Consider the following 23,839-nt stretch of genomic DNA (forward strand, 5'->3'; position numbering starts at 1 on the left):
CTTAATAAAGAGAATTAAATTCCTTGGTGTTGGTTAAATTATTTAAAGCTTGGCTTCGCCGCCAAGTGAATCAATTAATACTTTTATTAAAATATTTAATTCAGAAATAATTAAGAAGAAGTCAGCATCAAAGCGTTGGTTATAATCTTCTCGTTCGATATCATCATTAGTTTCTAAAAATGCGGAATCAAATTTAAGCTTAGATAAAACAAAACTATCATCAATACAGAATGTAACCCTATCTTCATAACCTAATGATAATTTAGTGACTAATTTTCCTGCTTCAATATTCGTTTGAATTTCATCAGAAATTAAGTCTTGTTTTGTATATTTAGCAATTCCACCTTCTTCAAGGATGGCTTTCATTTCTGATTGTTCACCAAACACAAAGCCTTTTGGTAATTGCCCGCTTCTAACCCATTCTGTTAGCGTTAATTCAATAGGGTCTTTCATTGTTACGGGTACTACTGGCAGAGAGCCAATAGCTTTGCGTATCATTGCAAAACAATCTTCAGCACGTCGATGTGACGATACTAGAGCAGCAATAAAGCCATCAGTAAGATTAACCCACACATCGAAACGGGTATACTTAGAGAATGCACGAGGTAGCAGTTCCTGAATAACTTCATCTTTAATGGCTTGGCGTTCAGTTTTCTTTAATTTTCTACCCTGATCCGCTTCTAGCTTCTCAATTTTTTTATTTAACTCATTATTGATAACAGGAGTTGGTATCATTTTCTCTTCTTTAAAAAGAGAAATAAGCATCTGTTCATTAACTTTATGAGTCAAACAATCAGAATTACCAATGCCAAGTGGTGGAATAAAACCAAAACGTTGCATATCAAGTGAACCGCAAGGCTCATATTTTAAATTTGATAACTGCTCTTCGATATTATTAAAATCAATATCACGAGTTATCCGATAAATAACTAAGTTCTTAACATTAAAAACACTCATAAGATAATCCCTATTAAATTAGCTTTGCTTTTCACCACAGAAAGGGCAGTGGGACATTTTTACGTTGGTATCGAGTCTAGTTAAGTTCTTCGCCATTTCACCATTTTTCTTTTTGGCGCGATAAGCAAATTTATAATTAAGCATCACGTGAAATTTGCCATTTGAAAAATCAAGCACCTTATTATCCCAGCCTGTTTCGTTGTCAGAAATAATTCCACCTTCAGTTACTTTCAGTTCTAATTTAGAATTTAATTCTTTAGCAACTCTATTCATGCAATCACACATACTTATGTCCTCGATAATTAACTCCACACACAATAAATAAGACCACTGACAAATAATGAATATATTTACCTAGTATGAACACTGAATATCAGTGGCCTTATGTATTATGAAAAAGGGCGGTGCGATACCGCCAAAAACTACAAGGGTCACTTATTACTAGCAGTGGCGTTTTTAATTTCTTCTTGAATAACGTTATAAATCTCTTGTCGATGTACGCCAACATCTTTTGGGGCTTCGATACCGATCCGCACTTGGGTACCTTTGACACCTAAAACAGTCACTTTAATATCATCACCAATCATTAAAGTTTCACCGACTCGACGAGTTAAAATAAGCATTCCCATACTAAGCACTCCACACAATTACAATGTTATTAAGTTAGCTTTTAGTTGATGATGGGTGATGCTATTCCCACTCAGTGCCTCGGTGTTTTTTATCGTAGCCGACCGGTCCTTCAACGTTATTGCATGTCCAATATGTTCGCTTAGGACGTTTAGGCTGCTTATCTTGTCCCAACCGTTTGGCGATCATCACTCGCCATTCATCAACTAAAAGCTAACTTGTTAATTTAAATTCGGTTAAGCGCTAATAATGACTTTGCAGAGTTCGGACTGATCGAAAATATCCTCATCGAGCTTTTCTAATTGGCGCTGTAGGTCGACTTGCCTTGCTTTAAGTGCCGCCAGCTTTTGAAGTTCAGCGGCTTTTTCCATAATCCAAGCTGCAGCATCTTCTTGCGACATGGCAACGCTAAAAGTAACGATTGGTTCATTTGAATTAGTTTGCATATAGCCCACCTTAGTTGTGAAAGTTGTTGTTGATTAAATTTCTTCAAACATCTTTAAGTTGTAATTTAGTTGTATTTAACCTCTATGTCAACAACTTTATGTTGTTTGATTTAAGTTAAAGAAAATTCAAGGATAGTGAAAATAGGAGAAACTATGAAAATTAACCCAGCATTCAACTACAAGCGTAATAGAGACAAGCTATTTGCTAACTTAATTTCAATAATTGACGGCGTGTTATCCGATAATGAATTATCTGATTCTGAAATTCTTTACCTCACAACATGGCTTTCTGACTCAGAACAAATTGGCAACAATGCATTCGTTATGCTATTGCAAGAGCGTATATCAAGAGTTTTGGAGGACGGTGTAATAACAGGAGAAGAAAGGGAAAGCTTAAAACATGCATTGTTAGATGTTCAGAAGTCAATTATGGATATGCCAAACATCGATCTATACTCAAAAGAATCAGATATCAATTTACTCAATGGCTTATGTAAGGGAATTGTTGCTGATAAGGAACTTGGAATTGAGGAAATTAACTATTTGGATTGGTGGCTAACTCAAAATGGAATGCTAAAAAACAACTATCCCGGAAAGCATTTATATGAGTTAGTCAAAGAAATCAAAGAAGATGGCGTGATTGACCAAGCGGAAAGTGATCTGCTTTATAAAGCATTAGTTGATTTTTCAGGAACCGATTTGGAGAGCGGGGTTGTTGATGGTATATCTAGCCAGCTACCATGTGATGCTATTGATTCACTGGATATAGAAGGTGCAACAATCTGCTTAACTGGAAGCTTTGTCACAGGGAAAAGGGCTTTGATCTCAAAAATGATAGAAGATGCAGGTGGTAAGGTGATCGATAAGGTTACGTTATCAGCTAATTATCTAGTCATAGGGGCTTTATCATCCCGTGATTGGCGGTACTCCAGCCACGGGAGAAAAATAGAGAAGGCTATTGAAGATCGCGATAGCGGCAAATCCACAGTTAAAATTACAACGGAAGATATCTTAATTAAGTCATTACCAGCTACGAGATGACCAGAAAACACGACCTATTACGTGTACGCGAGCAGCTGCCTCATTTCTTGGTAGTTGCTCATCAGGGTATTCATCTCTGTTAAAACTACGGATGACAATACCGCCATCGGGCCTATAAACGAGGATTTTTACACGCAAGAGAACACCATCTCTGATTGCGTACAAGTCCCCATCTTTAATATCCCTCTTGCTTATATCAACAGCTACTTTGTCACCACTATTTAGAACAGGATACAAGCTATTTCCAACAATAGTTACTATTCTAGCGTTACTGGCGCTAACACCATGCTTTCTTAATTCATCCCTGCGAAATGGATAGGTATATTCTTCTGATTCGATAACTTCAGCATTAGCTCCGCTTCCAGCGGATAATTCAATATCAAGCACAGGTATATCCACAAATTCAGTGTCGGCACTGTGGGATACATCTTCCCACTCCTTAACTTCAAACTCGGTTTTTTTTCCATTTTCATCGCGTGCACCGAACTGCAACCATTGAGCAGAAACATTTACTGCCTTGGCTATATCAGCAACTCTTCTGGGAGCACTTGTTTGCCCTGATTCGATTTTTTGTATGGACTGTTGGCTGACTCCCACTTTTTCTGCTAAATCCGCTTGGCTCATTCCTGCTTTTATTCTGGCTTCTAACAACCTCTTTGCTATTGACATATTGTTCCCCTCCCTCGGAACGCTCATTTTACAACTTAAAGTGTTTAACTATCCAACATCTAAAAGTTGTCAAAGTTGTTATTTTGTTTTATTCTAAAGTTGTTTTTTACAACTTTGGGGGAGTTATGGTGCATGTGAAAAGTGAGTCATGCGTTTCAGGTCTGCAAGCAGCCATTAACGAAGCTGGCGGGCAAACGCAATTAGCAAAACGTATAAGTGAGCTTCTAAATAAACCAGTAAAACAACAACAAATATGGAATTGGCTAAACAGAAATAAAAGGGTTCCAGCAGACAAAGTCCTTGTTGTTGAACAGGCTTCAGGGGTTTCTCGAAGCAAATTACGTCCTGATTTATATCCATAACAATTGAAAGTTGTTATGGAATTTATCAGATGAAAGCAACTGAGTTAACTACCAACAAAACAACGGAATTGTAGATATGTGCAAACAAACATTAAAAGAAGTCGTGAAAGAGATGTGTAAAGCATTTCCCGGAGGGCGTTCAGCAATGGCAGGTGCATTGGGTATTTCTGAAACCACCTTCAATAACAAGTTGTATGAGAAAAACGGCTGTCGTTTCTTTGAAAATGATGAGCTTGAAGCGATTGAAGAATTATCAGGCACTAAGTTGCTGGTGGAATATCACATGGATCGTCACTCGATGGTTCCTGCAACTAAAGTCGAGCCTGAGAATTTAGATACAGTCGAACTTTTTGAAATACGCATGAATCTTGGCGCTATGCAAGGTGCGTTATCTGTACTGATTCAAAATAGCATTTCTGATGGCGTTCTTACTGACGAGGAAATTAAGGCAATAGATCGCAAGTCAGCAAAGGTGTTTGGGTACGCTGCAGGGTTTATTGAGTCATTAAAAACGGTTTATGGGATTAAACAATGATGAGCATAGCTAGAAAGGTTGACGCCCCAGATATGCGGTCCGAGGCGTCGAGTGCTAATAACAACTTGTGTGGAGTAACTAGCATGAGCAGTTTAACGAATTTACGGGGTAGAACGCAAGTACGCGCATCTATCCGCGACGGTCGTTTTGTCTATGAACTAAAGGTACCAGAAGGGCGGCAAGAGACCAACTACAAGTTTGTTGAGTGGTTGGTAGATGATTTTAATGCAACTTTTGGGAGAGGGAATCGTGTCCAATGAAAAACATAAGAACCTCAATCGTTACTTTAGAGATAAGCGGGGACGCGTCGTCCATGTTGTTGAGTGGGACAAACCAAGGCAACGGGTTGTTTTCATGCTTGATGACTATGAGCACCCCTGTTTTGAGCCCCTCGAACAATTCAAAAAATATTACACAGAAGTTAAGTAAGGTGGCTGTATGAGTAGTTTATTGCTCCTTAAAACACGCCCACAAATTGTTATACCTGAGCTGGCGGTTCGCTTGGGCTTGAATGAAGCTTTACTGCTTCAGCAAGTCCAATACTGGTTATCGGAAACCTCGTCAGGTGTTGATCATGACGGTAGGCGCTGGGTTTATAACACTATTGAAGAATGGCGTGAACAATTCCCGTATTTTTCCGAATCCACAATTAAGCGTGCATTTAACAATTTAAAAAAATTGGGTGTATTAAATATTGAGCAAATCAATAAACGAACCCATGACCGCACAAATTATTACTCTATAAATTATGAACATGCGCTGTTATCCGATGAGGTCAAATTGAACTCATCGAACAGTTCAGCCGAAGCCTCTCGAACAGGTCAAAATGACCTTATCGATAAGCGCAAAATGAAACGTTCGAATAATACCAAAATGACCTCATCGAACGGGTCAAATTGCCCTGATCTTACAGAGAGTACTACAGAGAATACACAAGAGATTACAACAGAGAGTAACTCTTTTTGTCAGGCTCATGCTGAGCCCGACCATGCGCAAGCTGTTTTAGATCATTTCAACAAGGTCACTAACTCAAGTTATCGCGATGGTAAAACAACTATGGGCCATATCAGAGCCCGTCTAGCTGAAAATTACACCTCAGATGATTTAATTCTGGTGACTGACTACATCACAGCCAAGTGGCTAAATGACTCAAGAATGAGTGATTACCTACGCCCGAAAACATTATTTAGCCCTGAAAACTGCATGGAGTACTTTGAAAAAGCTCAGAAATGGAATGAGGCTGGTCGCCCCGTCTGTGTTAACGGCAAATGGCTCAAGCCTGGTGAAGTTGCTGTAAGTATCGATCCGGTAGAACGTGACAACGCTTACACACGGATCATTGGTTCAAGGCTAACCCCTAAAAATCGGACGGAAGAAATTGCAGCAGAATTAGCGGGTAAGCAGGGTGTTCGTAATATGTCGGATTTTGTAGGTCGCAAGGCGTGGATAGGTATTTGGCAACAAGCAGCAGAGCAAGCAGCTAAAGAGGTGACAGCATGATTCGTAGTGAAACTAAAACAATCTATGGCGTTGACGTACTAGGCATGATTGCCATGTTCAAACAGCTACGTAAATGGCGCACGATTCGCAAGCTTCGTAACAGATGGAATCAATCCCGTTGTGATTTAGTGACTTGCAGGAAGTTTCGCCACTTAAACCATCATGCTGACCATTTTCAAGTTCAGCAGCGTTATAAGCATATGCGCGAGTATGTTAAATCCCACCAGCAGCGAGGTGCTATCTGATGAATAAATACATTCAAAGCCTCGAGGCGCTTAAAGCTAAACCACGACATAAGCTTAATGAGATTGGGGATCAGTGGTGTACACCCGATGAATTGTACTGGGGTATCAGCTCGATATATGGGTTATTCAAACTCGATTTATTTACTGACGGTAAAAACACTAAAGCACCTAACTTCTACACTGCAGAAGATAATGCTTTAACTCAAGATTGGTCGGAAAAGCTAAAAGAAGTTGGCGGTGCTGCATTTGGTAATCCACCATATTCACGCAGTTCATATCACGAAAAACAGGCTATAACGGGTGTTGGCCACATAATGAACCACGCCTTTGCAATGAGAGAGAAAGGCGGTCGCTATGTTTTTCTTCTGAAGGCGGCAACAAGTGAAAGCTGGTGGCCAGAAAATGCAGATCATGTTTGCTTCATTCGCGGTCGTATTGGGTTTGAGCTCCCTGCGTGGTTTAACCCATCAGATGATAAACAGAAGCCAACGGGGGCATTCTTTGCTGGCGCTATTGTCGTTTTTGATAAGTCATGGACAGGTAAACCATTTGATTATATCAAGCGTGAGGATCTAGAGGAACGAGGCAGAATATTCATAGAGCAAGTTAGGTGGTTAGCGAAGAGGGTGGCTGCATAAAATGATAACTAAATACCAATACACGCAAGGAATTGAAGTCATTAGGATTGGACGCGAATTTAAAACAATAAATGCAGCGATCCTAAAAAATGTTGCTAGTTATTCACCATCCGCTGCACACCGAACTTTTGAAATGCTGGAAAAAATTGGCTGCATAAAATATGTCGGTAATTTCGCTGCAGGGAAAACTAAGCAGAGGGCGAAGCAATACAGCATCGATCCCCATGCAATTACAAAGCTAAAGGCAGTGTGGGAGACAAAATTAGAGGGGAAGGAAAAAACAAAGAGGGCAGAAAAGCTTAAAGCACAGCCGCCAATCGAACCTAAAAAAGTGGACGAGATTAAGAAGTGCGAGCCTGAGCCACAATTTGAATGTGGGATTAAAGTTGTTGAAAAAGCCTACATAGGTGATATGGGGAGCGAGACGCTTAAGAAATTAGATAGACTTTTGGTGGGGGTTAGGGCGTGAAAAACAAAATGCCAGAAATTCACCAATGCAAATGCGGTAGCGAAGATTTGCACATTCAAACTCTCGAATATCGCACATGGTTTTATGTTTACTGCCATAGTTGCGGTGCGAAAGGCCCTGCAGTAAATGATAAGCCATCAGCGGTGGCAATCTGGAATGAGGTGGTATCAAAATGACACATGCTGAATTATGCGAGATAGCTGTTAAGTTTCTAAATAAAAATGGCTTTAAAGTTGCGTTCGGTGACAGATTTCAAACTGTTAACAGCACAGGTGAGCAGCCGGATGCGATTGGCTTCAGAAATGGGTCAAGTTGCTTAATCGAAGCAAAAGTAAGTCGTTCTGATTTTTTAGCAGATAAGAAAAAGAAATTCAGAGCAAATCCTGATCTTGGGATGGGCGATTGGCGTTTTTATATTTCACCGCCAGATATTATCAAAATTGAAGACCTTCCCGCTGGGTGGGGCTTGTTGCACGTAAAAGGCAATCGGGTATTTAAAATTCACGGATGGCCGGGCAATTGCGAATGGTACACAGAAAAGCCTTTCAATTCGAATAAGCAAGCAGAGTGCAATCATTTATATGGAGCCCTTCGCAGGCTACAAATCCGTGGCTATTTGCATGAAATTTACGAGGGGTACCCATCGGAATGAGTAACACAATATCGCTAATTTTGCCGTTTCCACCAAGTGTTAATGCTTGCTGGCGGAATATCAACGGTAAAACGTTAATCAGTGCAAAAGGGCGTGCATTCAGGGCTAGTGCAATAGCTGCTATTTATACCCAATTAAGACCAAGACCTAGGGTAATTACTGAAAACGTATCCGTCATTGTGAAGATGTACCCACCCACTTATCACAGAAGGGATATTGATAACTATCTAAAAGCACCATTTGACGCCATCACCCATGCCAATATTTGGAAAGACGATGAGCAAGTTAAGCATGTTGATATCACTTGGTGTGAAGTCGTAAAGGGTGGTCGATTTGAAATTGAGATAAGGCCTTTCAATGCAGAATTGGAGAAAATATCATGAGGCACCAATGGATATTAACTCCAATATTGATACCTGAGCTTAGTGCGGTGATATTTAGACCAGGAGCACATTTAAATACATTCAGTGGAAGAATGTTGCTCATGACTTTACCTGAGGAGCTAAAGTATAAACCATCAGGCCTTATCTCTCTTTCTGACCAATACCTCAGCGGCGTAGTTGGTGATGAACGGGTATCAAAACCTGTATTAAATTTAACCATCGATCCCGAGCCACCAGCTAGTTTTATGCTAAAGCCAAAACCTCAGCGCTGGACTAATGATAAATACCTGCAGTGGGTAAAATCACAGCCATGTTGTGTTTGTGGCGCCACATCGGACGATGCACATCACCTAATCGGACATGGTCAAGGTGGGATGGGTACTAAGGCTCATGATTTGTTCACTATCCCATTATGTCGTATTCACCACAGCGAGTTACATAAAGATCCAAATGGGTGGGAGCAGGAGCATGGAAGCCAAATCATTTTGTTATTTAAATTTCTAGATCGGTCTATCGGTCTGGGCGTTTTTGGTTGATAGAGGCGGATATCATGAAATTAGAAAATGTACTTAAAAACTTTCACCCTAAGTCACCTACATTCGGCAATGTAGCTGGCTGCACATCCCCAGACCGTTTAACAGGTACCGATATTATGGCGGCTGTGGGCATGACTGAATCGCAAGCTGAATTCGGTATGGCGGCTTTTTTGGCGAAAAATGATGTCAGCGAAGAGGATAAGTTTTCTACAGTGGAAGCCTTAACCCAATACGCTAAAAAAATCACACCAAAGCTGGTGGCTAAAGCTGCAGGTAAAAAATTAGGTTATTGCTTAATTGTTCTGGCCAGAATGGCATTTGAAGATTATGCCCGTTCAGCGGGTTCTGCTTTCCCCTGCTCAGCATGTAGTGGAAAAGGCCTTATTTATAAGCGTAAGGACGTAGTCAAACATCCTGGTATAACGAAACTGGATGGAACTGTAATTATTGAGCCATGGACGAAAAATGAAGAGGTGGGTGAATTGTGCCAAGAGTGTCATGGCAAGGGGCAGCTAGCACACCGTTGCCGCTGTAAAGGGCGGGGGAAGGTATTAGATGAGGCACAGACCGAATTACAAGGGGCGCCTGTTTATAAAGATTGCCCTCGTTGTGCAGGTAGAGGCTTCAACCGTGTCCCATCTTCTGTGGCATATAATGCAATCAAGCATTTAGTACCCGATTTAACCCAATCATCGTGGTCACGTAATTGGAAGCCATTTTATGAAAAGCTGGCTAGTAAATGTTTTATTGAAGAAAGTGCAGCGGAACAAGCATTCAGCAGGGTGATTAAATAATGTGTTCAATTTGATTTTTGCATAGATTTGGCTTATTATCTTCTAATAATGGACATTCTATACCTAGTCGCATTAAACCAATTCAATGCCTCGCAATCGCGGGGCTTTTTTATACCTAAGCAAACATAAGACTTGCTGTTACGTTTGGTCAGAGTTACATGTGTAGTTATGCACAATAACTGACCAGAGGTTTAAAAATATCATGTTAAAACAGTGTGATATGACAGAAAAGGCAAGGCTTGTATTTAATGCAGTTACAGATGAACCTGCCACAGTAGGTGAAATCGCATGGCTTAGTAATCTAACCGATTCAAGCTGCCGATTAATACTGACACAACTGGCAATGGCTGGATTAATCAAAGAAAACATCAAAGAAAGTACATATCAAAATATCTAGCGCTGTGAAAATGGGCGACTGTAAAGGTGTTGGTAGCACCCTTACAGTCATTCGCCCGTTCCGGTAGATCACGGACAAACTAAAGCCCACTGCTTATGTGCACAAAGCAAGTGAAGCTTATCAAAAAAGGTTTCCCTGATCTATGAAAAACACTGTAAATTTAAACAGTATTAATTTAGTCAATGATGACTCACTCAGCTACATAAAGACACTTCCCGATAATTGTATTGACCTAATTGCAACTGACCCACCTTATTTTCAAGTTAAAAGCTGTAGTTGGGATAATCAGTGGGAAAATGTCACTGCCTATTTATCTTGGCTTGATGAAATGCTTTCTGAGTTTTGGCGGGTATTAAAGCCAACGGGCAGTCTTTATATGTTTTGTGGATCTAAGCTGGCGGCTGATACTGAAATATTGGTTCGTGAGCGATTCAATCTTTTAAATCATATTATCTGGGCTAAACCATCGGGTCCATGGCGGCGGCAAAATAAAGAAAGTCTTAGAAGTTATTTCCCCGCTACAGAACGTATTATTTTTGCTGAGCATTACCAAGGCCCCTATAAAGGGAAGGGTAGTGAATACTTGCAGCAATGCCGTAAGCTTAAAGAAAATGTGCTTAAGCCGTTAATTGAGTATTTCAAGCAAGCCCGTGATTCGTTAGGGATAACAGCAAAAGAGATCCACGAGGCAACAGGCAAGCAAATGGCATCGCATTGGTTCGGTTATAGTCAATGGCAGTTACCAAGTGAAGCCGATTATCTGAAGCTTCAGGATTTATTCAAGCGCGTTGCTGAGGCAAAGTTAAGCCATAACCCGCTAGAACGTGCACATGCTGAATTGGTTGGTGAGCAAATCACGTTAAGGCGCGAATATCATGAATTAGCAGCGCAATACCAACTATTACGGCGTCCATTCTCTGTGACCGTTGATGTTCCTTATACTGATGTGTGGACATATCCTCCAGTGCAGTATTACCCCGGCAAACATCCATGTGAAAAGCCTGCAGCAATGATGGAACATATTATCAATAGCAGTAGCCGAGAGAATGATGTTGTTGCTGATTTTTTCATGGGCTCTGGCGCCACAATAAAAGCGGCATTAAAACTTAACCGCCGTGTTATTGGGGTAGAGCTTGAAACTGAGCGATTCGAGCAAACGAGATCAGAGATAGATAGAAGTATATCTCTACCTAATTTATAGAGATGAATTCTGCTGTAGGCTTTATTTTAAATGGCCGTGTTATATAAATATGCAACCAAAGTCATAGACTACCGCTTAATTAATGTGTAAATTTTCCTTATGAAATAAAGGGAAGAGGAATTTCAGGTGGATGAGCACTTTGGTAATTATATAATTCGGCCTATAAGTGAAATCGGCCGTGGTGAGTTTGGGTATGTTGAGCTAGTCACGCTTTATTCGCTAAGTGGTAATGAATGTGGTGATTATGCAAGAAAAGTGTTTTCTCCCAAAAAGGTAGAATTAATAGATAATTTTAAAAAAAGATTCAGATTAGAAGTAATTAGTCAATCTAAGTGTGTTCACAATAATATTGTCCCTGTTTATCTGCATAACTTAAAGATTGATAGACCTTGGTTTATTATGGATAAAGCTGAGGTAGATTTTGAGACCGAGCTTAAGAGAGAAACTTTAACTTTTTTTGATAAGATCAATATCGCAAGAATGTTACTTGATGGATTGAATTTTATACATAAAAGTGGATATATACATAGAGACATTAAGCCCCAAAATGTTCTTAAATTTAAAGATGGCACGTATAAAATTTCTGATTTTGGGTTGGTTAAGGATCTGAGCCCTGATAAAGACTCAACTAATTTGACATTAGTTAAAACATTTATGGGGACAAAGCATTACTGTGCCCCTGAGATACTGATAGAGTGTGAATACTCTCGACAGACCGATATTTATGCGTTAGGGAAGATGCTGAATGAACTTTCTTATAAAAATAAGAATGTAGATAATATTCTAAAAAAATGTGTAAAAATGGAGAAAGAAGAGAGATATCAGTCAGTAGACGATATTATAAACGATTTTGAAGCTATTTCATGGGGGTTATAGAAATGATTTTAACAGCTTCTTCCTCATTCTCTTATCCTAAAGAGGTGAACAGAGGTAATCAAGATTCTATATTACCTGTGAAAAAAATAAGTGACGGATTTATTATGGCCGTTGCTGATGGTGTTGGTTCATATGTTGGTGCTGATTTTGCTTCGCGGCTTGCAATATCTTATTTAGAAAGTGCACATTCGATCAGTAACTCTGTCGATGTTGAGTATGCATTTGAAAATATAAGGAATATTTTAAAAGAGCAGGCGTCAGATATTGGCTCTGAAGTAATGAAAATGGCATCAACGACACTCACTTTTTGTGTAGTAAAGAAAGATGGGATTCTAGTGGGGCATGTCGGAGATTGTCGTTTATATATAAAATCAGCAAACAAGTTAAAACAGTTAACAAAAGATCACACTAGACACCAGATGCTTATTGATGAGGGAGTTTTTACCGCTAGGCAGTTAAAGGGCAAATCAGGTAAAAATATTCTCACAACTGCGATTTCAGTTTCAAATGAAATTGAAATGAATTGTGATATTTTTTTCATCCCGAATGAACAATTGGATTTCATCGATGACAATATGACGTTGTACATTATGTCTGATGGTGCTCATGCATTATGGGAAAAAAATCCACGGTTTTCTTTTAACACAATGAACAATATTTCCAAATTTACAAATAGTCTGTACCGTCGGATCGAAAGAAATGGGCCAACAGATGATTATTCATTAGTTGGTGCAACAATAAGCTTGTAGTGCCATTTAAAATCCAAATCACAAACAAAGGTCGCCTAGTGCGGCCTTTTTCGTATATAGCCACCGCAAATCACTATCAACACGTTTAATTACTGCAATGACCTTGCGGTTGGCTACCTATTAACTAAACATCGGAACACTCCGCAGGGGGTGGATATGCGTATGCACGAAAAATACTCAAGCCCCTTTTCTTATGCATTAGGAGTAATCACTACAGCGGCAGGGGCGTTATCACTAGACCAGTGGGCGGTGCTCATCGGGATTGTATGCACTGTCGCTACATTTTTGGTGAATTGGTACTACAAACGGAAAGAATTCAAATTAAGAGAGGCTAACAGTGGCAAAGATACCAAATAAAATAAAAAAGGCTGCCGCTGGTGGCTTAATTGCTTTGACAGTAAGCATGATTGCTTATTTTGAAGGTATGGAAACTAAACCGTATAAAGATGTCGTGAATGTTACTACGGTTTGTTTTGGGCACACGGGCGCTGACATTATCCCCACCAAAACCTATACAAAATCAGAATGTTTATCTTTGCTTGAAAAAGACCTCAGCAAAGTCAGAAAGGGCGTAGACCCTCTAATTAAAGTCGATATTGACGATAACACCCGAGCCGCTATTTACTCCTTTGCTTACAACGTGGGCATAGGTGCTTTTGCGCGTTCTACGATGTTGAAGAAACTGAATGCAGGTGATATCGCTGGTGCTTGCAATGAATTAAAACGCTGGACTTACGCAGGGGGTAAAGAGTGGAAAGGCCTAATAACACGCAGAGAGATAGAAAATGCAGTATGCCTTGGAAAGTTCGGCTCGGCTTATTCTTCTTCTTTCTCGGGTACGCCTTTTTTATTTCAACTGGCGTATATGTACTCAGAGACGATACCTGCAGTATTGACAAGGTAAGTTTAGAAAAGCGATGCCAAAAAGCCCTAGATCACTACCGAGGTAAGCAGGTGAATTTATGAAAATAGATATTTCCACTTGGTTATTTCTTATGGTTGTCGGTCTGGGTTGGTGGGCTGCAACGCTTTATGACAGCAACGTCTCAGTAAAAAAAGATAATGACAATCTCAAACAAGATAACGTCAGGCAAAGTGAAGTCATTGCTAAACAGTCACTACAGTTTAATAGTTTTAATCTTATAGCAACTTCAGCACACCGCAATGGTATTCAAGCAGATGCAAAGGCACAGGAGAAAGTCATTGAATATAAAACAATACTCCAAAAAGAGTTTTATTGTGATGATCTTGTGCCTCAGCCTGTTGCTGATGGCTTGTTCGAGTACACAAAAGAATTACGTTCCCGCGCAATGCGTGCCAATTCCAGCAACGCTAACTAATTTAGTGGTGCCTCCACTACCGCCTGATAGTGATGGTAAAACGCTATCGCCAGAAGCGTCTGTATTGTGGAACAGGCTACTGCTTACAACGATAGAAAAAGCTAACGATCAGCTTGAGAAAATAAGAGAACTTGAACAAAAAAGAAAAACCCTAAATACGGAGCTAAATCAGAATAGCTACTTATGAATAGAGCTTAGCTACAAGTTGGATTTGAGCAGATCTAATAAAAAAGGTAATAATCTAAAGCGGATATTAAAAATTACTTATTTTAATTAAATCTGCATTACTCAAATTTAGATATATACTAAAAATAATACAATTATATTTACGTGAAGCTTCCAAACCTAATTTTCTTGTAATTTATTGAATTTAGATCAAAAAAACCATCAGTGGTAAAATGTTTCAAGTAGACCTCAGAGTCAAAGCCAGAAGGTTCGATGCCTTTCTTAATTAACTCATTAAAAGCATATCTTACAGCTGAGCACATAACTGGGATTATATTTAGATATATTTGTTCAAGTGGGTATCTTTGGGATGAGGCATAGTTTTTGATGAGATTTAGATTTAGTTCATCAATGATCATTTTTTTGTTATTAGGTTTAATATACTGACCATTATCTAGTTGGGTGAAAATATCATCAAGTTTATAATAGTATTGCATGACATGTGAATTTTCATTTAGAGGGTCATAACTACAAAGAAGAAATTCAGCGCCATCGTACTTTTTATATCCATCCCTTCTAATCATTGTTCTATTCCAGCTATTAAATAATGAATGGTTTCTATGGTGAATAGCATTTCTAATAATAATTAAAAGAGACGATGAAGGATTATTGAAGTAATTAACTTCTTTTTTACTTGTGTCATATAAGGTGTGAAATGACTCCAAAATCACCTCAAAAGCTCTGTCGTGGTTATCTACAGCTTCCTCTTTATCTATATGTAGAAGTTGTTTTACTGAAAAGGAGCATTCACTAAATAAGCGTAAAGCATTGCATAGCCTATCAACGGAGTGTTCAATAATTTCTTTATTCATATATTAGCTCATAATTCCATACATAAAACGAAAATTATAACTTATTAATTAATAATAACTATTGGAAATCATAAATTTTGAGACATCATTATTAAAAGTTACATAATTTATTGTTTATTGATTTGATTAATTTTACGCATAATTCAAAAGGTACTCCTGAGGGGGTACCCTTACCACGGGGCGGCGCGCTCGCGGGAAACGGCTCATTTTCAATTTTTCATGCTGTCAGCAGCAGGTGAGTTAACCGATTGATTTAATTTGTAAATATCGACATTGAGGTGACAATTTTCAAAATGAGTTGTCACCTCAATGTGTTATATCTATCTGATAATAAATAAAAATATCAGTTTTCACCTGACAGAGTGAGGTGTCAATGTCCAACATCAGCAATCTGGGGGACGCCTACAACTGGAGCGTGGCTAAGATTGCTGAAGCATTCGGCTTGAATCGCGGAACAGTTAAAAAGCGATTGCTCGATGCAAACACCCCGATAGCAAATATGGTTCGAGGGAATCCCGTTTACGCTTTACGAGATATCGGCCCGATACTTTTCGGCGCTGACCCTGATGCAAATACGAACAGTTTGCAAGACCCATCATTAATGCCACCCAAGGATCGCAAGGATTGGTTTCAGTCCGAAAACGAACGGATAAAACTAGAAACCACACTTAAACAACTGGTTCCTGTTGCCGATGTGCATTTGGAAATGGCGGTATTGGTTAAAGCAATTACACAAGTTTTAGATACATGGCCCGATAAATTAGAGCGTGATAAAGGTTGGAATGCCCAGCAGCTGACAGAAGTACAAATCATTGTTGATGAATTGCGCGATATTTTAGCTGCACGGGTAATGGATGCAGAGGATTTTGAAGAATGACAGTAAATTACGCCTCGGCATCGACAGTGAGGAAAGATGTTGCCTCCCTATTAAAAGCTCCCCGCAGAATGCCAATTGCTCAGGCTGTAAAAAAATACATGCGCGTTCCAATGGGGGAAGGCTCTTCAATACCGTGGGATGATTCATTAACCCCTTATATTATTGAACCAATGAATTGCCTTGCGGATCGTCGCTATGATTCAGTGATATTTGTTGGCCCAGCTCGAACGGGAAAATCATTGGGGCTGATTGATGGCTGGATCGTCTATGTCATTGTGTGCGACCCCGCGGATTTTCTTCTCATTCAAATGACGGAAGAAAAGGCGAGGGAACACTCTAAAAAACGATTGGATAGAGCCTTTCGTTCAAGCCGAGAAGTGGCTAAAAGACTAAGCCCTCATCGTAATGACAATAACGTCCATGACAAAACATTTAGGGCGGGGAATTATTTAAAAATTGGCTGGCCATCCGTCAATATTATGTCCTCTTCGGATTATCGGTTTGTCGCATTAACGGATTATGACCGGTTCCCTGAAGATGTAGACGGAGAGGGCGATGCCTATACGCTAGCCGCAAAGCGTACAACTACATTTATGTCCGCAGGAAAAACACTGGTGGAAAGCTCTCCTGGTCGAGAGATAACGGACAGTAAGTGGCGACGAAATACGCCGCATGAGGCCCCGCCAACAACGGGTATTTTGTCACTTTATAATCGGGGTGATCGCCGCCGCTGGTATTGGCCATGTCCGCATTGTTCAGAATATTTCTTACCAATCCGTGAAAACATGGTGGGCTTTAGTGAGGGTGATGACCCAACAGCAGGTAGTAAGGCGGCACGATTACAGTGCCCCCACTGCATGGGAATTATCGAACCAGAACAGAAAAGAGAGCTAAACAATAAAGGGGTTTGGCTTAGAGAGGGGCAGTCTATTGATCAAAATGGCGTTGTTACAGGTGAGCCAAGAGAGTCTCGCATTGCTTCATTTTGGATGGAAGGCCCAGCCGCAGCTTATCAAACATGGGAAAAGTTAGTTTATAACTTACTCAATGCGGAACAGGAATACGAGCGAACAGGTAGCGAGGAAACGCTAAAATCAGTCATTAATACCGACTGGGGGCAACCTTATTTACCGAAAATCAGCCAAGAGCAGCGAAGTGGCGATGATCTTAAGGCGCGTGCTGAATATTGGGATTATGGCACAGTGCCTAGTGGTGTTCGTTTTCTTGTGGCAACCGTTGACGTGCAGGGTGGTAAAAAACGGCGGTTTGTCGTTCAAGTCACAGGCTATGGCGCCAGAGGTGAACGCTGGATAATAGACCGTTTCGACATCACTCGGTCTTTACGTTATAGCGAAGATGGTGAAGCTAGAAAAATAGACCCTTCTTCTTATGTGGAAGATTGGAATATATTAATTCCTGATGTACTCGATAAAACCTACCCACTTCAAGATCGCGACGATTTAGAAATGGGTATCCATGGCATGGCGATAGATACCGGTGGCGAGGAAGGGGTAACGGATAACGCTTATCAATTTTGGCGTAAATGTAAAAAAGATGGGCTAGCGCGCCGTGTCTATCTATTTAAAGGGGATGGTAAAGCCAAAAGTAAACTGATCACCAAATCCTACCCTGATAATACGGAACGTTCAGACCGCCGCGCAAAAGCGCGTGGTGATGTGCCTATTTATTTATTGCAGACAAATGAATTAAAAGACCGTATTTCTGCACATTTGGGGCGGGAGACGGTGGGTAATAACTACATCCATTTTCCTGATTGGCTTGAGGATTCTTTCTACGATGAATTGACGTACGAAGAGCGCGATAGCAGCGGGAAATGGTCAAAGCCGGGCAAAGGGGCCAACGAAGCATTTGACTTGACTGTTTATGCGCATGCATTGGTTATTTTACTCGGTTACGAAAAAATCAAATGGGAGAACCCGCCTAAGTGGGCTCAGTTGCCGGATATCAGCGAAGTTAAACTATCACCTCCGGCTTCTAATCAACCTCCTCCAAAATCAACACCAATTCAAACTCAAACAGAAACGCAAGAAACCAAGCCTAGCGCAAGCTCGGCATGGACTCCTGTGTCTTCAACATCTGGGGGATGGGTATGACCCGAGAAGAAATTAAAGAAATGAGGGATGCGTATTTAAAAGCAGAGATGGAAATACTGCAAGGGAAAAGCGTCACATTCAATGGACAGTCCATGACGATGGAAAACCTCAGCGAGATCCGCAAGGGGCGAGAATATTGGGAGCGGCGATATTCACAAAGCAGCGCGGCAAATCGCAAGTCACCCGGCTATAAATTAGCGAGGTTCCAATGAATTTTCTTGATAAAGCGATATCGGTGGTCTCGCCCGGGTGGGCCAGTAGCCGTTTACGCTCACGAAACCAAATTAGGGCTTATGAAGCCGCAATGCCATCACGACTACATAAGGCGCGAAGGGAGCCACGTAATGCTAACCAATTAACACAATTTGGGGGTAAGTCGTTACGAGAGCAAGCGCGGTGGCTAGATAACAATAACGACCTTTCAATTGGTATTCTCGATAAAATGGAAGAGCGAATTGTTGGGCGAAGCGGCATTATCGTCGAACCACAGCCATTATCACTAACAGGACAGATTCATGAGGATCTTGCTAAGCAGATAAGAGCCGCTTGGGCTGAATGGTCTATCCGCCCGGAAGTTACAGGGCAATTTACGCGTCCAATGCTTGAGCGCCTTTTAGTCAGAACGTGGCTACGAGATGGTGAAGTGTTCGCTCAGATAGTGAAGGGGAATCAAAAAGGGCTAGATAAGCAAGCCGGCATTTCATTTTGGCTGGAAGCGTTAGAGCCTGACTTTGTACCTATCCATTTGGATGATATAGGTAAAAATATTCGCCAAGGCATTCAAGTCAATAATTGGGGGAGACCACAAGCTTATCTTGTCCATAAAAATCTACTAACCACTGGGCAGCAAATGGGAGACCTCAAGTCTATCCCCTCTGAGGATATGCTTCACCTAAAGCATGTACGTCGATTGCACCAGCTACGTGGAAATAGTTTATTTTCAGGAATATTACTGCGCTTGAGTGCGTTGAAAGATTATGAAGATGCTGAGTTAACGGCTGCAAGAATTGCTGCATCGTTGGGAATGTATATCAAAAAAGGGGACGCTGGTGGGTATGACGAAGATAACGCAAAGGAGGACAGAAATATCCTGATAGAGCCGGGTATTATTTATGATGGCCTACTCCCCGGTGAAGATGTTGGCATGATTAAATCAGACCGTCCAAACCCAAATCTTGAAAGTTTTAGAAATGGTCAGATTAGGGCTTTTTCAGCAGGTAGCCGCGTTAGTTACTCTAGTATATCTCGTGATTACAATGGAACGTATAGCGCCCAGCGACAAGAGCTTGTTGAGTCATTTGAAGGATATTATGTCCTACAGGATACCTTTTGTGGGGCGATAAGCCGCCCAATGTACCGAAAATGGTTAAAAATGGCGATTCTCTCGGGTGCTATTACCGTCCCGCCTGACATTGACCCCATTTCTCTTTACAACGCCACTTATAACGGTCCTGTTATGCCGTGGATTGATCCGGTTAAGGAATCGAATGCATGGAAAACGCAAATTCGCGGAGGATCTGCGACAGAAAGCGATTGGGTGCGCGCAAGAGGTGGTAACCCAGCGGAAGTTAAACGCCGCCGTAAAGCGGAAATTGATGAAAACGAACGACTGGGGCTGAAATTTGATACTGACCCAGCAAACGACAAAGGTAATGATAATGCAGAAGAAAAACACACATCTCATGCTACCAAAAAACAGCACGACGATGAGTAAACCGCTGATGTCGGCACCGGAGAAAAGTTGGTTTCAAATGAAAGCGACCAGCGAGACTTCAGCTGATATTTATATTCATGACGAAATTGGAATGTGGGGGATTAGTGCCCGGCGATTTACCGAAGATTTAATTTCCCTTGGCAATATCAACCATATCAACCTTCATATTCATTCACCAGGAGGTGAGGTTTTTGAGGGTATCGCTATTTACAATCAGCTCAAAAATCATAATGCCACCATTACGGTTTATATCGATGGGCTAGCAGCGTCGATGGCGTCAGTCATTGCCATGGTAGGTGATGAAGTAAAAATGCCAAAAAATGCCATGATGATGATCCACAAGCCTTGGGGCGTATCGTGGGGCGATGCCAATGATATGCGCAGTTATGCTGACCTCCTTGATAAGGTCGAAAACGTTTTAATCCCTGCTTATATGGAGAAAACGGGGAAAACGAAAGAAGAAGTTGAAGCCATGCTCGGTGATGAGACATGGTTAACGGCAGAAGAGTGCGTGGAGCACGGTTTTGCTAACTCCGTTATTGAGCCAGCCAAAGCGATGGCCAGCCTTTCATCTAAACGCATTGAGGAATTTAAATCCATGCCTAATTCATTAAAAAACACGTTAAAAAATAGCCTAACAAACCCTCGTAACACGTCGGCGCCATCGGCAGATCCAGCACCACAACCACAAAACCCAACCAATACACAAGAGCCTGATACCGCAGGTATTCAAGCCCAAGCACGTCAAGCTGAACAAGCGCGTATGAATGGGATTAAGGATTTATTTGCCATGTTCGGCGGCAAGCATAATGAAATGATGATGGAGTGTGTTCTCGATGTGGCCTGCACTGTTGAGGACGCTAGAAAGAAACTACTCGATAAATTAGGGAAAGAAGCGACACCAACGAATACAGTCAACTATGGTGCTCACATTTATGCAAATAACGGTAACATCGTAGGTGATAGTGTCCGCGCGTCATTAATGAGCCGCGCAGGATATGATAACGCTGAAGCGGATAATCCATTTAATCATATGACATTGCGTGAATTGGCCCGAATGTCATTAACTGAGCGTGGTATTGGCGTTTCTAGCTACAACCCAATGCAAATGATTGCAATGGCATTCACGCATACTACTTCTGATTTCGGTAACATCTTGTTAGATGTCGCTAATAAATCTATTTTATTAGGATGGGATGAAGCTGACGAGACATTCGATAAATGGACCAAGAAAGGTCAACTCAGTGACTTTAAAACAGCATCTCGTGTCGGTATGGGTGGTTTTAATTCATTGAACGAAGTTCGTGAAGGTGCCGAGTACAAATACGTTACAACTAACGATAAAAAGGAAACCATCGCGCTAGCAACATACGGTAACTTGTTTAGTATTTCACGTCAGGCCATTATTAATGATGACATGTCTATGCTAACGGATACACCAATGAAGTTAGGTCGCGCAGCAAAAGCAACAATTGGCGATCTTGTTTATACACTTCTAATTGAAAATGAGAAGTTAAATTCTGACAATAAAGCATTGTTCAGCGCAGATCATGGTAACACCCTGAAAGGCGGGATGGATGTTGATACTATCAGTAAGGGTAGAACGGCCATGCGCAAGCAAAAAGAAGGAGACCGAACCCTAAACATCCGACCTGCTTTTATGTTAGTGCCAACAGCGTTAGAAACTGACGCGCTACAAGTGGTTGGCTCTGCCAGCGTAAGAGGGGCTGATGTTAATGCTGGCGTCATTAACCCAATTCGCAATATTGCAGAAATTATCACCGAGCCGCGCTTAGACAATAAGAGTGATACCACTTGGTATATGACTTCAGCAAAAGGCACTGACACAATCGAAGTCGCTTATCTAAATGGTGTTGATACACCTTATATCGACCAACAAGAAGGCTTCACTTCCGATGGTGTAACTACAAAAGTCCGCATCGATGCTGGCGTTGCTCCTGTTGATTATCGCGGATTGGTGCGCGTTGAAGCCCCATAAGCAAAACTAAGAATACAAAACCTCTCGCCCTAACGGGCTTTTTTTATACCTAAAATCTGGCTCTTCGGGGCCAGAAGGAGAAGTTATGGCTAAGAATTATCAACAACAGGGATTAACTGTTGAAATTAAAAATACAGGCACAACCGCTATTCTCAGTGGCGACTTGGTCATGGTGGGTGCATTAGCTTGTATCGCTGCGACAAATATTGAACCAGGGGAAACTGGAGATGGTTTTGCTGAAGGTGTCTTTTTACTAAAGAAAAAGGCGGGCATTGCATTAACGGCAGGTCAAGCGGTAACAGGTGACAAAGGGGTTGTTGCTGATAAAGGTGGCGTTCCTGTGGGTATTACATGGGAAGCAGCTGAAGCTGGCGCAGAATTAGTGCCCGTTAAACTGAATATTTTCCCAGCTACAGCGGCAGCAGGTGGTTAATTTATGAGTGCGTTTGAACGGTTAACAGATCGACTGGACGCACTCACCACTAAACGAATGGGAAAGCCTATATCTATTAACGGTATAGACCACATAGGGGTAGATTCTCACTTTTTACCTGAATTCGGCCCCGTCACAGGGGATGGGCTTTCTTATGTCATTTTTTCATCGGGTTATCAACCTAGAAAAAACGACAAAGTGGCTGCTGGTGGTTGCTCTTATCTGGTTACTCGCTATCAGCGATTTAATGGCAAGTGGATGATTTTTTTAGAGGATGATGACGATGAAGGGGAAGAGTGAAGCAATTCGAAATCTCAACACCATCGTTGAGAAAGTAACTCCGATTGCAACGGCTCAGGCGATAAACCGAATCGCGGCGAGGGCAATTAGCCGTAGTGTTAAACAAGTTTCTAAAGAAACTAAAATCCCACAAAAAATAATCCGCAAGCGTGTTCGACTTAAGCGAGCAAGTTCAAAGCAAGGTACTGCTAAAGCAAGAATAACTGTTAACCGAGGGAATTTACCTGCAATTGTTCTGGGTACCGCAAGAGTGCAACTTTCACGAAGTCGAGGTACTGAAAGGCGACACAATAGTGTTTTGAAAGTCGGTAAATTTACTTTTCCTAATGCGTTTATTCAGCAACTTAATAATGGTCGCTGGCATGTTATGCAACGGGTCGGGAAAGGCCGGTACCCAATTGAAGTTGTAAAAATCCCGCTATCAAAGCCGTTAACGGATGCTTTTGAGGAGCACGTTATCAAAGTTCGTGATGCAGATATTGATAAAGAAGTGCGGTATGCCCTTAACAACCAATTACGGCTTTATTTTAAGGGGGGATAGTGATTAAGCATACGAAGATCCGCGAGTTAGTGATTGAGGGGCTCAAAGCGAGCATCCCCAAATTGTCAACTTATGATGGTCGGCCTGTTAATTTTGATGAAAACGAGTTACCTGTCGTAGCTGTTTATTTAACTGAGCCTCGCCCAGATCCAAAGTACCTTGATAGCAACCAATGGACTGCCATTCTTCATATTGAGCTGTTTTTAAAAGCTGCAAAAACTGATTCTGATTTAGATAAATGGGTAGATGAAAAGCTATACCCTGCAATCAAAAGTATGACCAACTTAGGTGATGTTTTAACCGACATGACACCAAAAGGGTACGACTATGATCGTGATGATGAAATGGCGCTATGGGCTTCGGTTGATATCACTTACCTAATTGAATATGAAATGTAAGGAATTTAC

At 41.1% G+C, this 23,839-nt stretch carries 37 protein-coding genes; 31 read left to right on the plus strand and 6 right to left on the minus strand.

What is annotated here, in order from left to right:
- Positions 1-42: 42 nt before the first annotated feature.
- The 4 genes from rdgC to PSF67_RS19675 form a co-directional block, all read right to left on the minus strand.
- Positions 43-957 (minus strand): recombination-associated protein RdgC, encoded by a 915-nt coding sequence (gene rdgC, locus PSF67_RS19660; RefSeq protein ID WP_272677510.1) that lies wholly within the window; start codon positions 955-957, stop codon positions 43-45.
- Between the two features lie 18 nt (positions 958-975).
- Positions 976-1,230: a hypothetical protein gene (locus PSF67_RS19665; RefSeq protein WP_272677511.1), complete on the minus strand. Its 255-nt coding sequence runs from the start codon at positions 1,228-1,230 to the stop codon at positions 976-978.
- A 158-nt stretch (positions 1,231-1,388) separates the two neighbouring features.
- The gene (gene csrA, locus PSF67_RS19670) at positions 1,389-1,580 is read right to left on the minus strand and encodes a carbon storage regulator CsrA (protein ID WP_272677535.1); all 192 of its coding nucleotides are present in this window, start codon (positions 1,578-1,580) and stop codon (positions 1,389-1,391) included.
- Between the two features lie 240 nt (positions 1,581-1,820).
- Positions 1,821-2,030 carry a hypothetical protein gene (locus PSF67_RS19675; protein ID WP_239407342.1) on the minus strand — a complete coding sequence of 70 codons (210 nt, stop codon included), beginning with the start codon at positions 2,028-2,030 and terminating at the stop codon, positions 1,821-1,823.
- A gap of 153 nt (positions 2,031-2,183) precedes the next feature.
- On the opposite strand from PSF67_RS19675, the gene PSF67_RS19680 reads away from it, so the two are divergent.
- Positions 2,184-3,071, plus strand: coding sequence for a BRCT domain-containing protein (locus tag PSF67_RS19680; protein ID WP_272677512.1), 888 nt, complete (start codon positions 2,184-2,186; stop codon positions 3,069-3,071).
- Here PSF67_RS19680 and PSF67_RS19685 read toward each other — a convergent pair.
- The gene (locus PSF67_RS19685) at positions 3,054-3,740 is read right to left on the minus strand and encodes an XRE family transcriptional regulator (RefSeq protein ID WP_272677513.1); all 687 of its coding nucleotides are present in this window, start codon (positions 3,738-3,740) and stop codon (positions 3,054-3,056) included. The two genes, PSF67_RS19680 and PSF67_RS19685, sit on opposite strands and share 18 nt — an antisense overlap.
- A gap of 125 nt (positions 3,741-3,865) precedes the next feature.
- Between PSF67_RS19685 and PSF67_RS19690 the strand changes: the two genes are divergently transcribed.
- The 21 genes from PSF67_RS19690 (at position 3,866) to PSF67_RS22120 (ending at position 14,604) form a co-directional block, all read left to right on the plus strand.
- Positions 3,866-4,102: a transcriptional regulator gene (locus PSF67_RS19690; RefSeq protein ID WP_272677514.1), complete on the plus strand. Its 237-nt coding sequence runs from the start codon at positions 3,866-3,868 to the stop codon at positions 4,100-4,102.
- A gap of 76 nt (positions 4,103-4,178) precedes the next feature.
- The gene (locus PSF67_RS19695; RefSeq protein ID WP_264967533.1) at positions 4,179-4,637 is read left to right on the plus strand and encodes a YmfL family putative regulatory protein; all 459 of its coding nucleotides are present in this window, start codon (positions 4,179-4,181) and stop codon (positions 4,635-4,637) included.
- Positions 4,638-4,720: 83 nt separating this feature from the next.
- The gene (locus PSF67_RS19700) at positions 4,721-4,897 is read left to right on the plus strand and encodes a hypothetical protein (protein ID WP_168222832.1); all 177 of its coding nucleotides are present in this window, start codon (positions 4,721-4,723) and stop codon (positions 4,895-4,897) included.
- Positions 4,863-5,066 carry a DUF4222 domain-containing protein gene (locus PSF67_RS19705; protein WP_102140692.1) on the plus strand — a complete coding sequence of 68 codons (204 nt, stop codon included), beginning with the start codon at positions 4,863-4,865 and terminating at the stop codon, positions 5,064-5,066. Before PSF67_RS19700 ends, PSF67_RS19705 begins: the two co-directional genes overlap by 35 nt.
- A 9-nt stretch (positions 5,067-5,075) precedes the next feature.
- Positions 5,076-6,137, plus strand: a complete 1,062-nt coding sequence (locus PSF67_RS19710; protein ID WP_166685739.1) for a conserved phage C-terminal domain-containing protein — start codon at positions 5,076-5,078, stop codon at positions 6,135-6,137.
- Positions 6,134-6,382, plus strand: coding sequence for a hypothetical protein (locus PSF67_RS19715; protein ID WP_166685738.1), 249 nt, complete (start codon positions 6,134-6,136; stop codon positions 6,380-6,382). The genes PSF67_RS19710 and PSF67_RS19715 overlap by 4 nt, the downstream gene beginning before the upstream one ends.
- The gene (locus PSF67_RS19720; protein WP_048608715.1) at positions 6,382-7,020 is read left to right on the plus strand and encodes a phage N-6-adenine-methyltransferase; all 639 of its coding nucleotides are present in this window, start codon (positions 6,382-6,384) and stop codon (positions 7,018-7,020) included. The genes PSF67_RS19715 and PSF67_RS19720 overlap by 1 nt, the downstream gene beginning before the upstream one ends.
- A 1-nt stretch (position 7,021) precedes the next feature.
- Positions 7,022-7,489 (plus strand): hypothetical protein, encoded by a 468-nt coding sequence (locus tag PSF67_RS19725; RefSeq protein ID WP_206646410.1) that lies wholly within the window; start codon positions 7,022-7,024, stop codon positions 7,487-7,489.
- Entirely contained in the window at positions 7,486-7,665 is a 180-nt protein-coding gene (locus PSF67_RS19730) for a hypothetical protein (RefSeq protein ID WP_094961270.1), read from the plus strand. Before PSF67_RS19725 ends, PSF67_RS19730 begins: the two co-directional genes overlap by 4 nt.
- Positions 7,656-8,141: a hypothetical protein gene (locus PSF67_RS19735; protein ID WP_094961271.1), complete on the plus strand. Its 486-nt coding sequence runs from the start codon at positions 7,656-7,658 to the stop codon at positions 8,139-8,141. Before PSF67_RS19730 ends, PSF67_RS19735 begins: the two co-directional genes overlap by 10 nt.
- A complete protein-coding gene (locus PSF67_RS19740) occupies positions 8,138-8,524 on the plus strand; it encodes a RusA family crossover junction endodeoxyribonuclease (protein ID WP_206646411.1) in 387 nt (128 codons plus the stop codon). The genes PSF67_RS19735 and PSF67_RS19740 overlap by 4 nt, the downstream gene beginning before the upstream one ends.
- Positions 8,525-8,625: 101 nt before the next feature.
- Positions 8,626-9,060 (plus strand): DUF968 domain-containing protein, encoded by a 435-nt coding sequence (locus PSF67_RS19745; protein WP_370661199.1) that lies wholly within the window; start codon positions 8,626-8,628, stop codon positions 9,058-9,060.
- A gap of 14 nt (positions 9,061-9,074) precedes the next feature.
- Complete coding sequence (locus tag PSF67_RS19750; protein WP_206646505.1) at positions 9,075-9,854, plus strand: antitermination protein Q; 780 nt, start codon at positions 9,075-9,077, stop codon at positions 9,852-9,854.
- Between the two features lie 202 nt (positions 9,855-10,056).
- The gene (locus tag PSF67_RS19755; protein WP_206646504.1) at positions 10,057-10,251 is read left to right on the plus strand and encodes a TrmB family transcriptional regulator; all 195 of its coding nucleotides are present in this window, start codon (positions 10,057-10,059) and stop codon (positions 10,249-10,251) included.
- Between the two features lie 142 nt (positions 10,252-10,393).
- Positions 10,394-11,452 (plus strand): DNA-methyltransferase, encoded by a 1,059-nt coding sequence (locus tag PSF67_RS19760; RefSeq protein WP_272677515.1) that lies wholly within the window; start codon positions 10,394-10,396, stop codon positions 11,450-11,452.
- Positions 11,453-11,578: 126 nt separating this feature from the next.
- Positions 11,579-12,328, plus strand: coding sequence for a serine/threonine-protein kinase (locus PSF67_RS19765; RefSeq protein WP_272677516.1), 750 nt, complete (start codon positions 11,579-11,581; stop codon positions 12,326-12,328).
- Positions 12,329-12,330: 2 nt separating this feature from the next.
- Positions 12,331-13,077 carry a PP2C family protein-serine/threonine phosphatase gene (locus tag PSF67_RS19770; RefSeq protein ID WP_272677517.1) on the plus strand — a complete coding sequence of 249 codons (747 nt, stop codon included), beginning with the start codon at positions 12,331-12,333 and terminating at the stop codon, positions 13,075-13,077.
- A gap of 156 nt (positions 13,078-13,233) precedes the next feature.
- Positions 13,234-13,434, plus strand: a complete 201-nt coding sequence (locus tag PSF67_RS19775; RefSeq protein WP_244069311.1) for a phage holin family protein — start codon at positions 13,234-13,236, stop codon at positions 13,432-13,434.
- Positions 13,415-13,981 (plus strand): lysozyme, encoded by a 567-nt coding sequence (locus tag PSF67_RS19780; protein ID WP_272677518.1) that lies wholly within the window; start codon positions 13,415-13,417, stop codon positions 13,979-13,981. The genes PSF67_RS19775 and PSF67_RS19780 overlap by 20 nt, the downstream gene beginning before the upstream one ends.
- A 58-nt stretch (positions 13,982-14,039) precedes the next feature.
- A complete protein-coding gene (locus PSF67_RS19785; RefSeq protein ID WP_272677519.1) occupies positions 14,040-14,417 on the plus strand; it encodes a hypothetical protein in 378 nt (125 codons plus the stop codon).
- Complete coding sequence (locus PSF67_RS22120) at positions 14,347-14,604, plus strand: hypothetical protein (protein ID WP_419836643.1); 258 nt, start codon at positions 14,347-14,349, stop codon at positions 14,602-14,604. Before PSF67_RS19785 ends, PSF67_RS22120 begins: the two co-directional genes overlap by 71 nt.
- 139 nt (positions 14,605-14,743) lie before the next feature.
- Here the strand turns inward: PSF67_RS22120 and PSF67_RS19790 are convergent, their stop codons facing one another.
- Positions 14,744-15,454: a hypothetical protein gene (locus PSF67_RS19790; RefSeq protein WP_272677520.1), complete on the minus strand. Its 711-nt coding sequence runs from the start codon at positions 15,452-15,454 to the stop codon at positions 14,744-14,746.
- Positions 15,455-15,827: 373 nt separating this feature from the next.
- On the opposite strand from PSF67_RS19790, the gene PSF67_RS19795 reads away from it, so the two are divergent.
- The 9 genes from PSF67_RS19795 (at position 15,828) to gpU (ending at position 23,830) form a co-directional block, all read left to right on the plus strand.
- A complete protein-coding gene (locus PSF67_RS19795; RefSeq protein ID WP_272677521.1) occupies positions 15,828-16,331 on the plus strand; it encodes a DUF1441 family protein in 504 nt (167 codons plus the stop codon).
- Positions 16,328-18,445 carry a phage terminase large subunit family protein gene (locus PSF67_RS19800; RefSeq protein WP_272677522.1) on the plus strand — a complete coding sequence of 706 codons (2,118 nt, stop codon included), beginning with the start codon at positions 16,328-16,330 and terminating at the stop codon, positions 18,443-18,445. Before PSF67_RS19795 ends, PSF67_RS19800 begins: the two co-directional genes overlap by 4 nt.
- Positions 18,442-18,657 carry a hypothetical protein gene (locus PSF67_RS19805; RefSeq protein WP_272677523.1) on the plus strand — a complete coding sequence of 72 codons (216 nt, stop codon included), beginning with the start codon at positions 18,442-18,444 and terminating at the stop codon, positions 18,655-18,657. The genes PSF67_RS19800 and PSF67_RS19805 overlap by 4 nt, the downstream gene beginning before the upstream one ends.
- On the plus strand, positions 18,654-20,159 hold the full coding sequence (locus PSF67_RS19810; protein ID WP_272677524.1) for a phage portal protein: 1,506 nt from the start codon (positions 18,654-18,656) through the stop codon (positions 20,157-20,159). The genes PSF67_RS19805 and PSF67_RS19810 overlap by 4 nt, the downstream gene beginning before the upstream one ends.
- Positions 20,104-22,158 (plus strand): ClpP-like prohead protease/major capsid protein fusion protein, encoded by a 2,055-nt coding sequence (locus PSF67_RS19815; protein WP_370661200.1) that lies wholly within the window; start codon positions 20,104-20,106, stop codon positions 22,156-22,158. Before PSF67_RS19810 ends, PSF67_RS19815 begins: the two co-directional genes overlap by 56 nt.
- A gap of 85 nt (positions 22,159-22,243) precedes the next feature.
- A complete protein-coding gene (locus PSF67_RS19820) occupies positions 22,244-22,591 on the plus strand; it encodes a DUF2190 family protein (protein ID WP_198860689.1) in 348 nt (115 codons plus the stop codon).
- Positions 22,592-22,594: 3 nt separating this feature from the next.
- Complete coding sequence (locus PSF67_RS19825; protein WP_272677525.1) at positions 22,595-22,891, plus strand: ATP-binding protein; 297 nt, start codon at positions 22,595-22,597, stop codon at positions 22,889-22,891.
- Positions 22,869-23,432 (plus strand): phage tail protein, encoded by a 564-nt coding sequence (locus PSF67_RS19830; RefSeq protein ID WP_272677537.1) that lies wholly within the window; start codon positions 22,869-22,871, stop codon positions 23,430-23,432. The genes PSF67_RS19825 and PSF67_RS19830 overlap by 23 nt, the downstream gene beginning before the upstream one ends.
- Positions 23,432-23,830, plus strand: coding sequence for a phage tail terminator protein (gene gpU / locus PSF67_RS19835; protein ID WP_198860687.1), 399 nt, complete (start codon positions 23,432-23,434; stop codon positions 23,828-23,830). Before PSF67_RS19830 ends, gpU begins: the two co-directional genes overlap by 1 nt.
- Positions 23,831-23,839 lie beyond the last annotated feature (9 nt).

Source organism: Providencia sp. PROV076 (assembly GCF_028483405.1).
GTDB classification, from domain to species: Bacteria; Pseudomonadota; Gammaproteobacteria; order Enterobacterales; family Enterobacteriaceae; genus Providencia; species Providencia huaxiensis.

Excerpts from the sequence above, each read along its gene's own strand:
- rdgC (WP_272677510.1), bottom strand. The coding sequence starts at position 957 with ATGAGTGTTTTTAATGTTAAGAACTTAGTTATTTATCGGATAACTCGT.
- PSF67_RS19665 (WP_272677511.1), bottom strand. The coding sequence starts at position 1,230 with ATGAATAGAGTTGCTAAAGAATTAAATTCTAAATTAGAACTGAAAGTA.
- csrA (WP_272677535.1), bottom strand. The coding sequence starts at position 1,580 with ATGCTTATTTTAACTCGTCGAGTCGGTGAAACTTTAATGATTGGTGAT.
- PSF67_RS19675 (WP_239407342.1), bottom strand. The coding sequence starts at position 2,030 with ATGCAAACTAATTCAAATGAACCAATCGTTACTTTTAGCGTTGCCATG.
- PSF67_RS19680 (WP_272677512.1), top strand. The coding sequence starts at position 2,184 with ATGAAAATTAACCCAGCATTCAACTACAAGCGTAATAGAGACAAGCTA.
- PSF67_RS19685 (WP_272677513.1), bottom strand. The coding sequence starts at position 3,740 with ATGTCAATAGCAAAGAGGTTGTTAGAAGCCAGAATAAAAGCAGGAATG.
- PSF67_RS19690 (WP_272677514.1), top strand. The coding sequence starts at position 3,866 with ATGGTGCATGTGAAAAGTGAGTCATGCGTTTCAGGTCTGCAAGCAGCC.
- PSF67_RS19695 (WP_264967533.1), top strand. The coding sequence starts at position 4,179 with ATGTGCAAACAAACATTAAAAGAAGTCGTGAAAGAGATGTGTAAAGCA.
- PSF67_RS19700 (WP_168222832.1), top strand. The coding sequence starts at position 4,721 with ATGAGCAGTTTAACGAATTTACGGGGTAGAACGCAAGTACGCGCATCT.
- PSF67_RS19705 (WP_102140692.1), top strand. The coding sequence starts at position 4,863 with ATGCAACTTTTGGGAGAGGGAATCGTGTCCAATGAAAAACATAAGAAC.
- PSF67_RS19710 (WP_166685739.1), top strand. The coding sequence starts at position 5,076 with ATGAGTAGTTTATTGCTCCTTAAAACACGCCCACAAATTGTTATACCT.
- PSF67_RS19715 (WP_166685738.1), top strand. The coding sequence starts at position 6,134 with ATGATTCGTAGTGAAACTAAAACAATCTATGGCGTTGACGTACTAGGC.
- PSF67_RS19720 (WP_048608715.1), top strand. The coding sequence starts at position 6,382 with ATGAATAAATACATTCAAAGCCTCGAGGCGCTTAAAGCTAAACCACGA.
- PSF67_RS19725 (WP_206646410.1), top strand. The coding sequence starts at position 7,022 with ATGATAACTAAATACCAATACACGCAAGGAATTGAAGTCATTAGGATT.
- PSF67_RS19740 (WP_206646411.1), top strand. The coding sequence starts at position 8,138 with ATGAGTAACACAATATCGCTAATTTTGCCGTTTCCACCAAGTGTTAAT.
- PSF67_RS19745 (WP_370661199.1), top strand. The coding sequence starts at position 8,626 with ATGACTTTACCTGAGGAGCTAAAGTATAAACCATCAGGCCTTATCTCT.
- PSF67_RS19750 (WP_206646505.1), top strand. The coding sequence starts at position 9,075 with ATGAAATTAGAAAATGTACTTAAAAACTTTCACCCTAAGTCACCTACA.
- PSF67_RS19755 (WP_206646504.1), top strand. The coding sequence starts at position 10,057 with ATGTTAAAACAGTGTGATATGACAGAAAAGGCAAGGCTTGTATTTAAT.
- PSF67_RS19760 (WP_272677515.1), top strand. The coding sequence starts at position 10,394 with ATGAAAAACACTGTAAATTTAAACAGTATTAATTTAGTCAATGATGAC.
- PSF67_RS19770 (WP_272677517.1), top strand. The coding sequence starts at position 12,331 with ATGATTTTAACAGCTTCTTCCTCATTCTCTTATCCTAAAGAGGTGAAC.
- PSF67_RS19775 (WP_244069311.1), top strand. The coding sequence starts at position 13,234 with ATGCGTATGCACGAAAAATACTCAAGCCCCTTTTCTTATGCATTAGGA.
- PSF67_RS19785 (WP_272677519.1), top strand. The coding sequence starts at position 14,040 with ATGAAAATAGATATTTCCACTTGGTTATTTCTTATGGTTGTCGGTCTG.
- PSF67_RS22120 (WP_419836643.1), top strand. The coding sequence starts at position 14,347 with ATGGCTTGTTCGAGTACACAAAAGAATTACGTTCCCGCGCAATGCGTG.
- PSF67_RS19790 (WP_272677520.1), bottom strand. The coding sequence starts at position 15,454 with ATGAATAAAGAAATTATTGAACACTCCGTTGATAGGCTATGCAATGCT.
- PSF67_RS19795 (WP_272677521.1), top strand. The coding sequence starts at position 15,828 with ATGTCCAACATCAGCAATCTGGGGGACGCCTACAACTGGAGCGTGGCT.
- PSF67_RS19800 (WP_272677522.1), top strand. The coding sequence starts at position 16,328 with ATGACAGTAAATTACGCCTCGGCATCGACAGTGAGGAAAGATGTTGCC.
- PSF67_RS19805 (WP_272677523.1), top strand. The coding sequence starts at position 18,442 with ATGACCCGAGAAGAAATTAAAGAAATGAGGGATGCGTATTTAAAAGCA.
- PSF67_RS19810 (WP_272677524.1), top strand. The coding sequence starts at position 18,654 with ATGAATTTTCTTGATAAAGCGATATCGGTGGTCTCGCCCGGGTGGGCC.
- PSF67_RS19815 (WP_370661200.1), top strand. The coding sequence starts at position 20,104 with ATGCAGAAGAAAAACACACATCTCATGCTACCAAAAAACAGCACGACG.
- PSF67_RS19820 (WP_198860689.1), top strand. The coding sequence starts at position 22,244 with ATGGCTAAGAATTATCAACAACAGGGATTAACTGTTGAAATTAAAAAT.
- PSF67_RS19825 (WP_272677525.1), top strand. The coding sequence starts at position 22,595 with ATGAGTGCGTTTGAACGGTTAACAGATCGACTGGACGCACTCACCACT.
- PSF67_RS19830 (WP_272677537.1), top strand. The coding sequence starts at position 22,869 with ATGACGATGAAGGGGAAGAGTGAAGCAATTCGAAATCTCAACACCATC.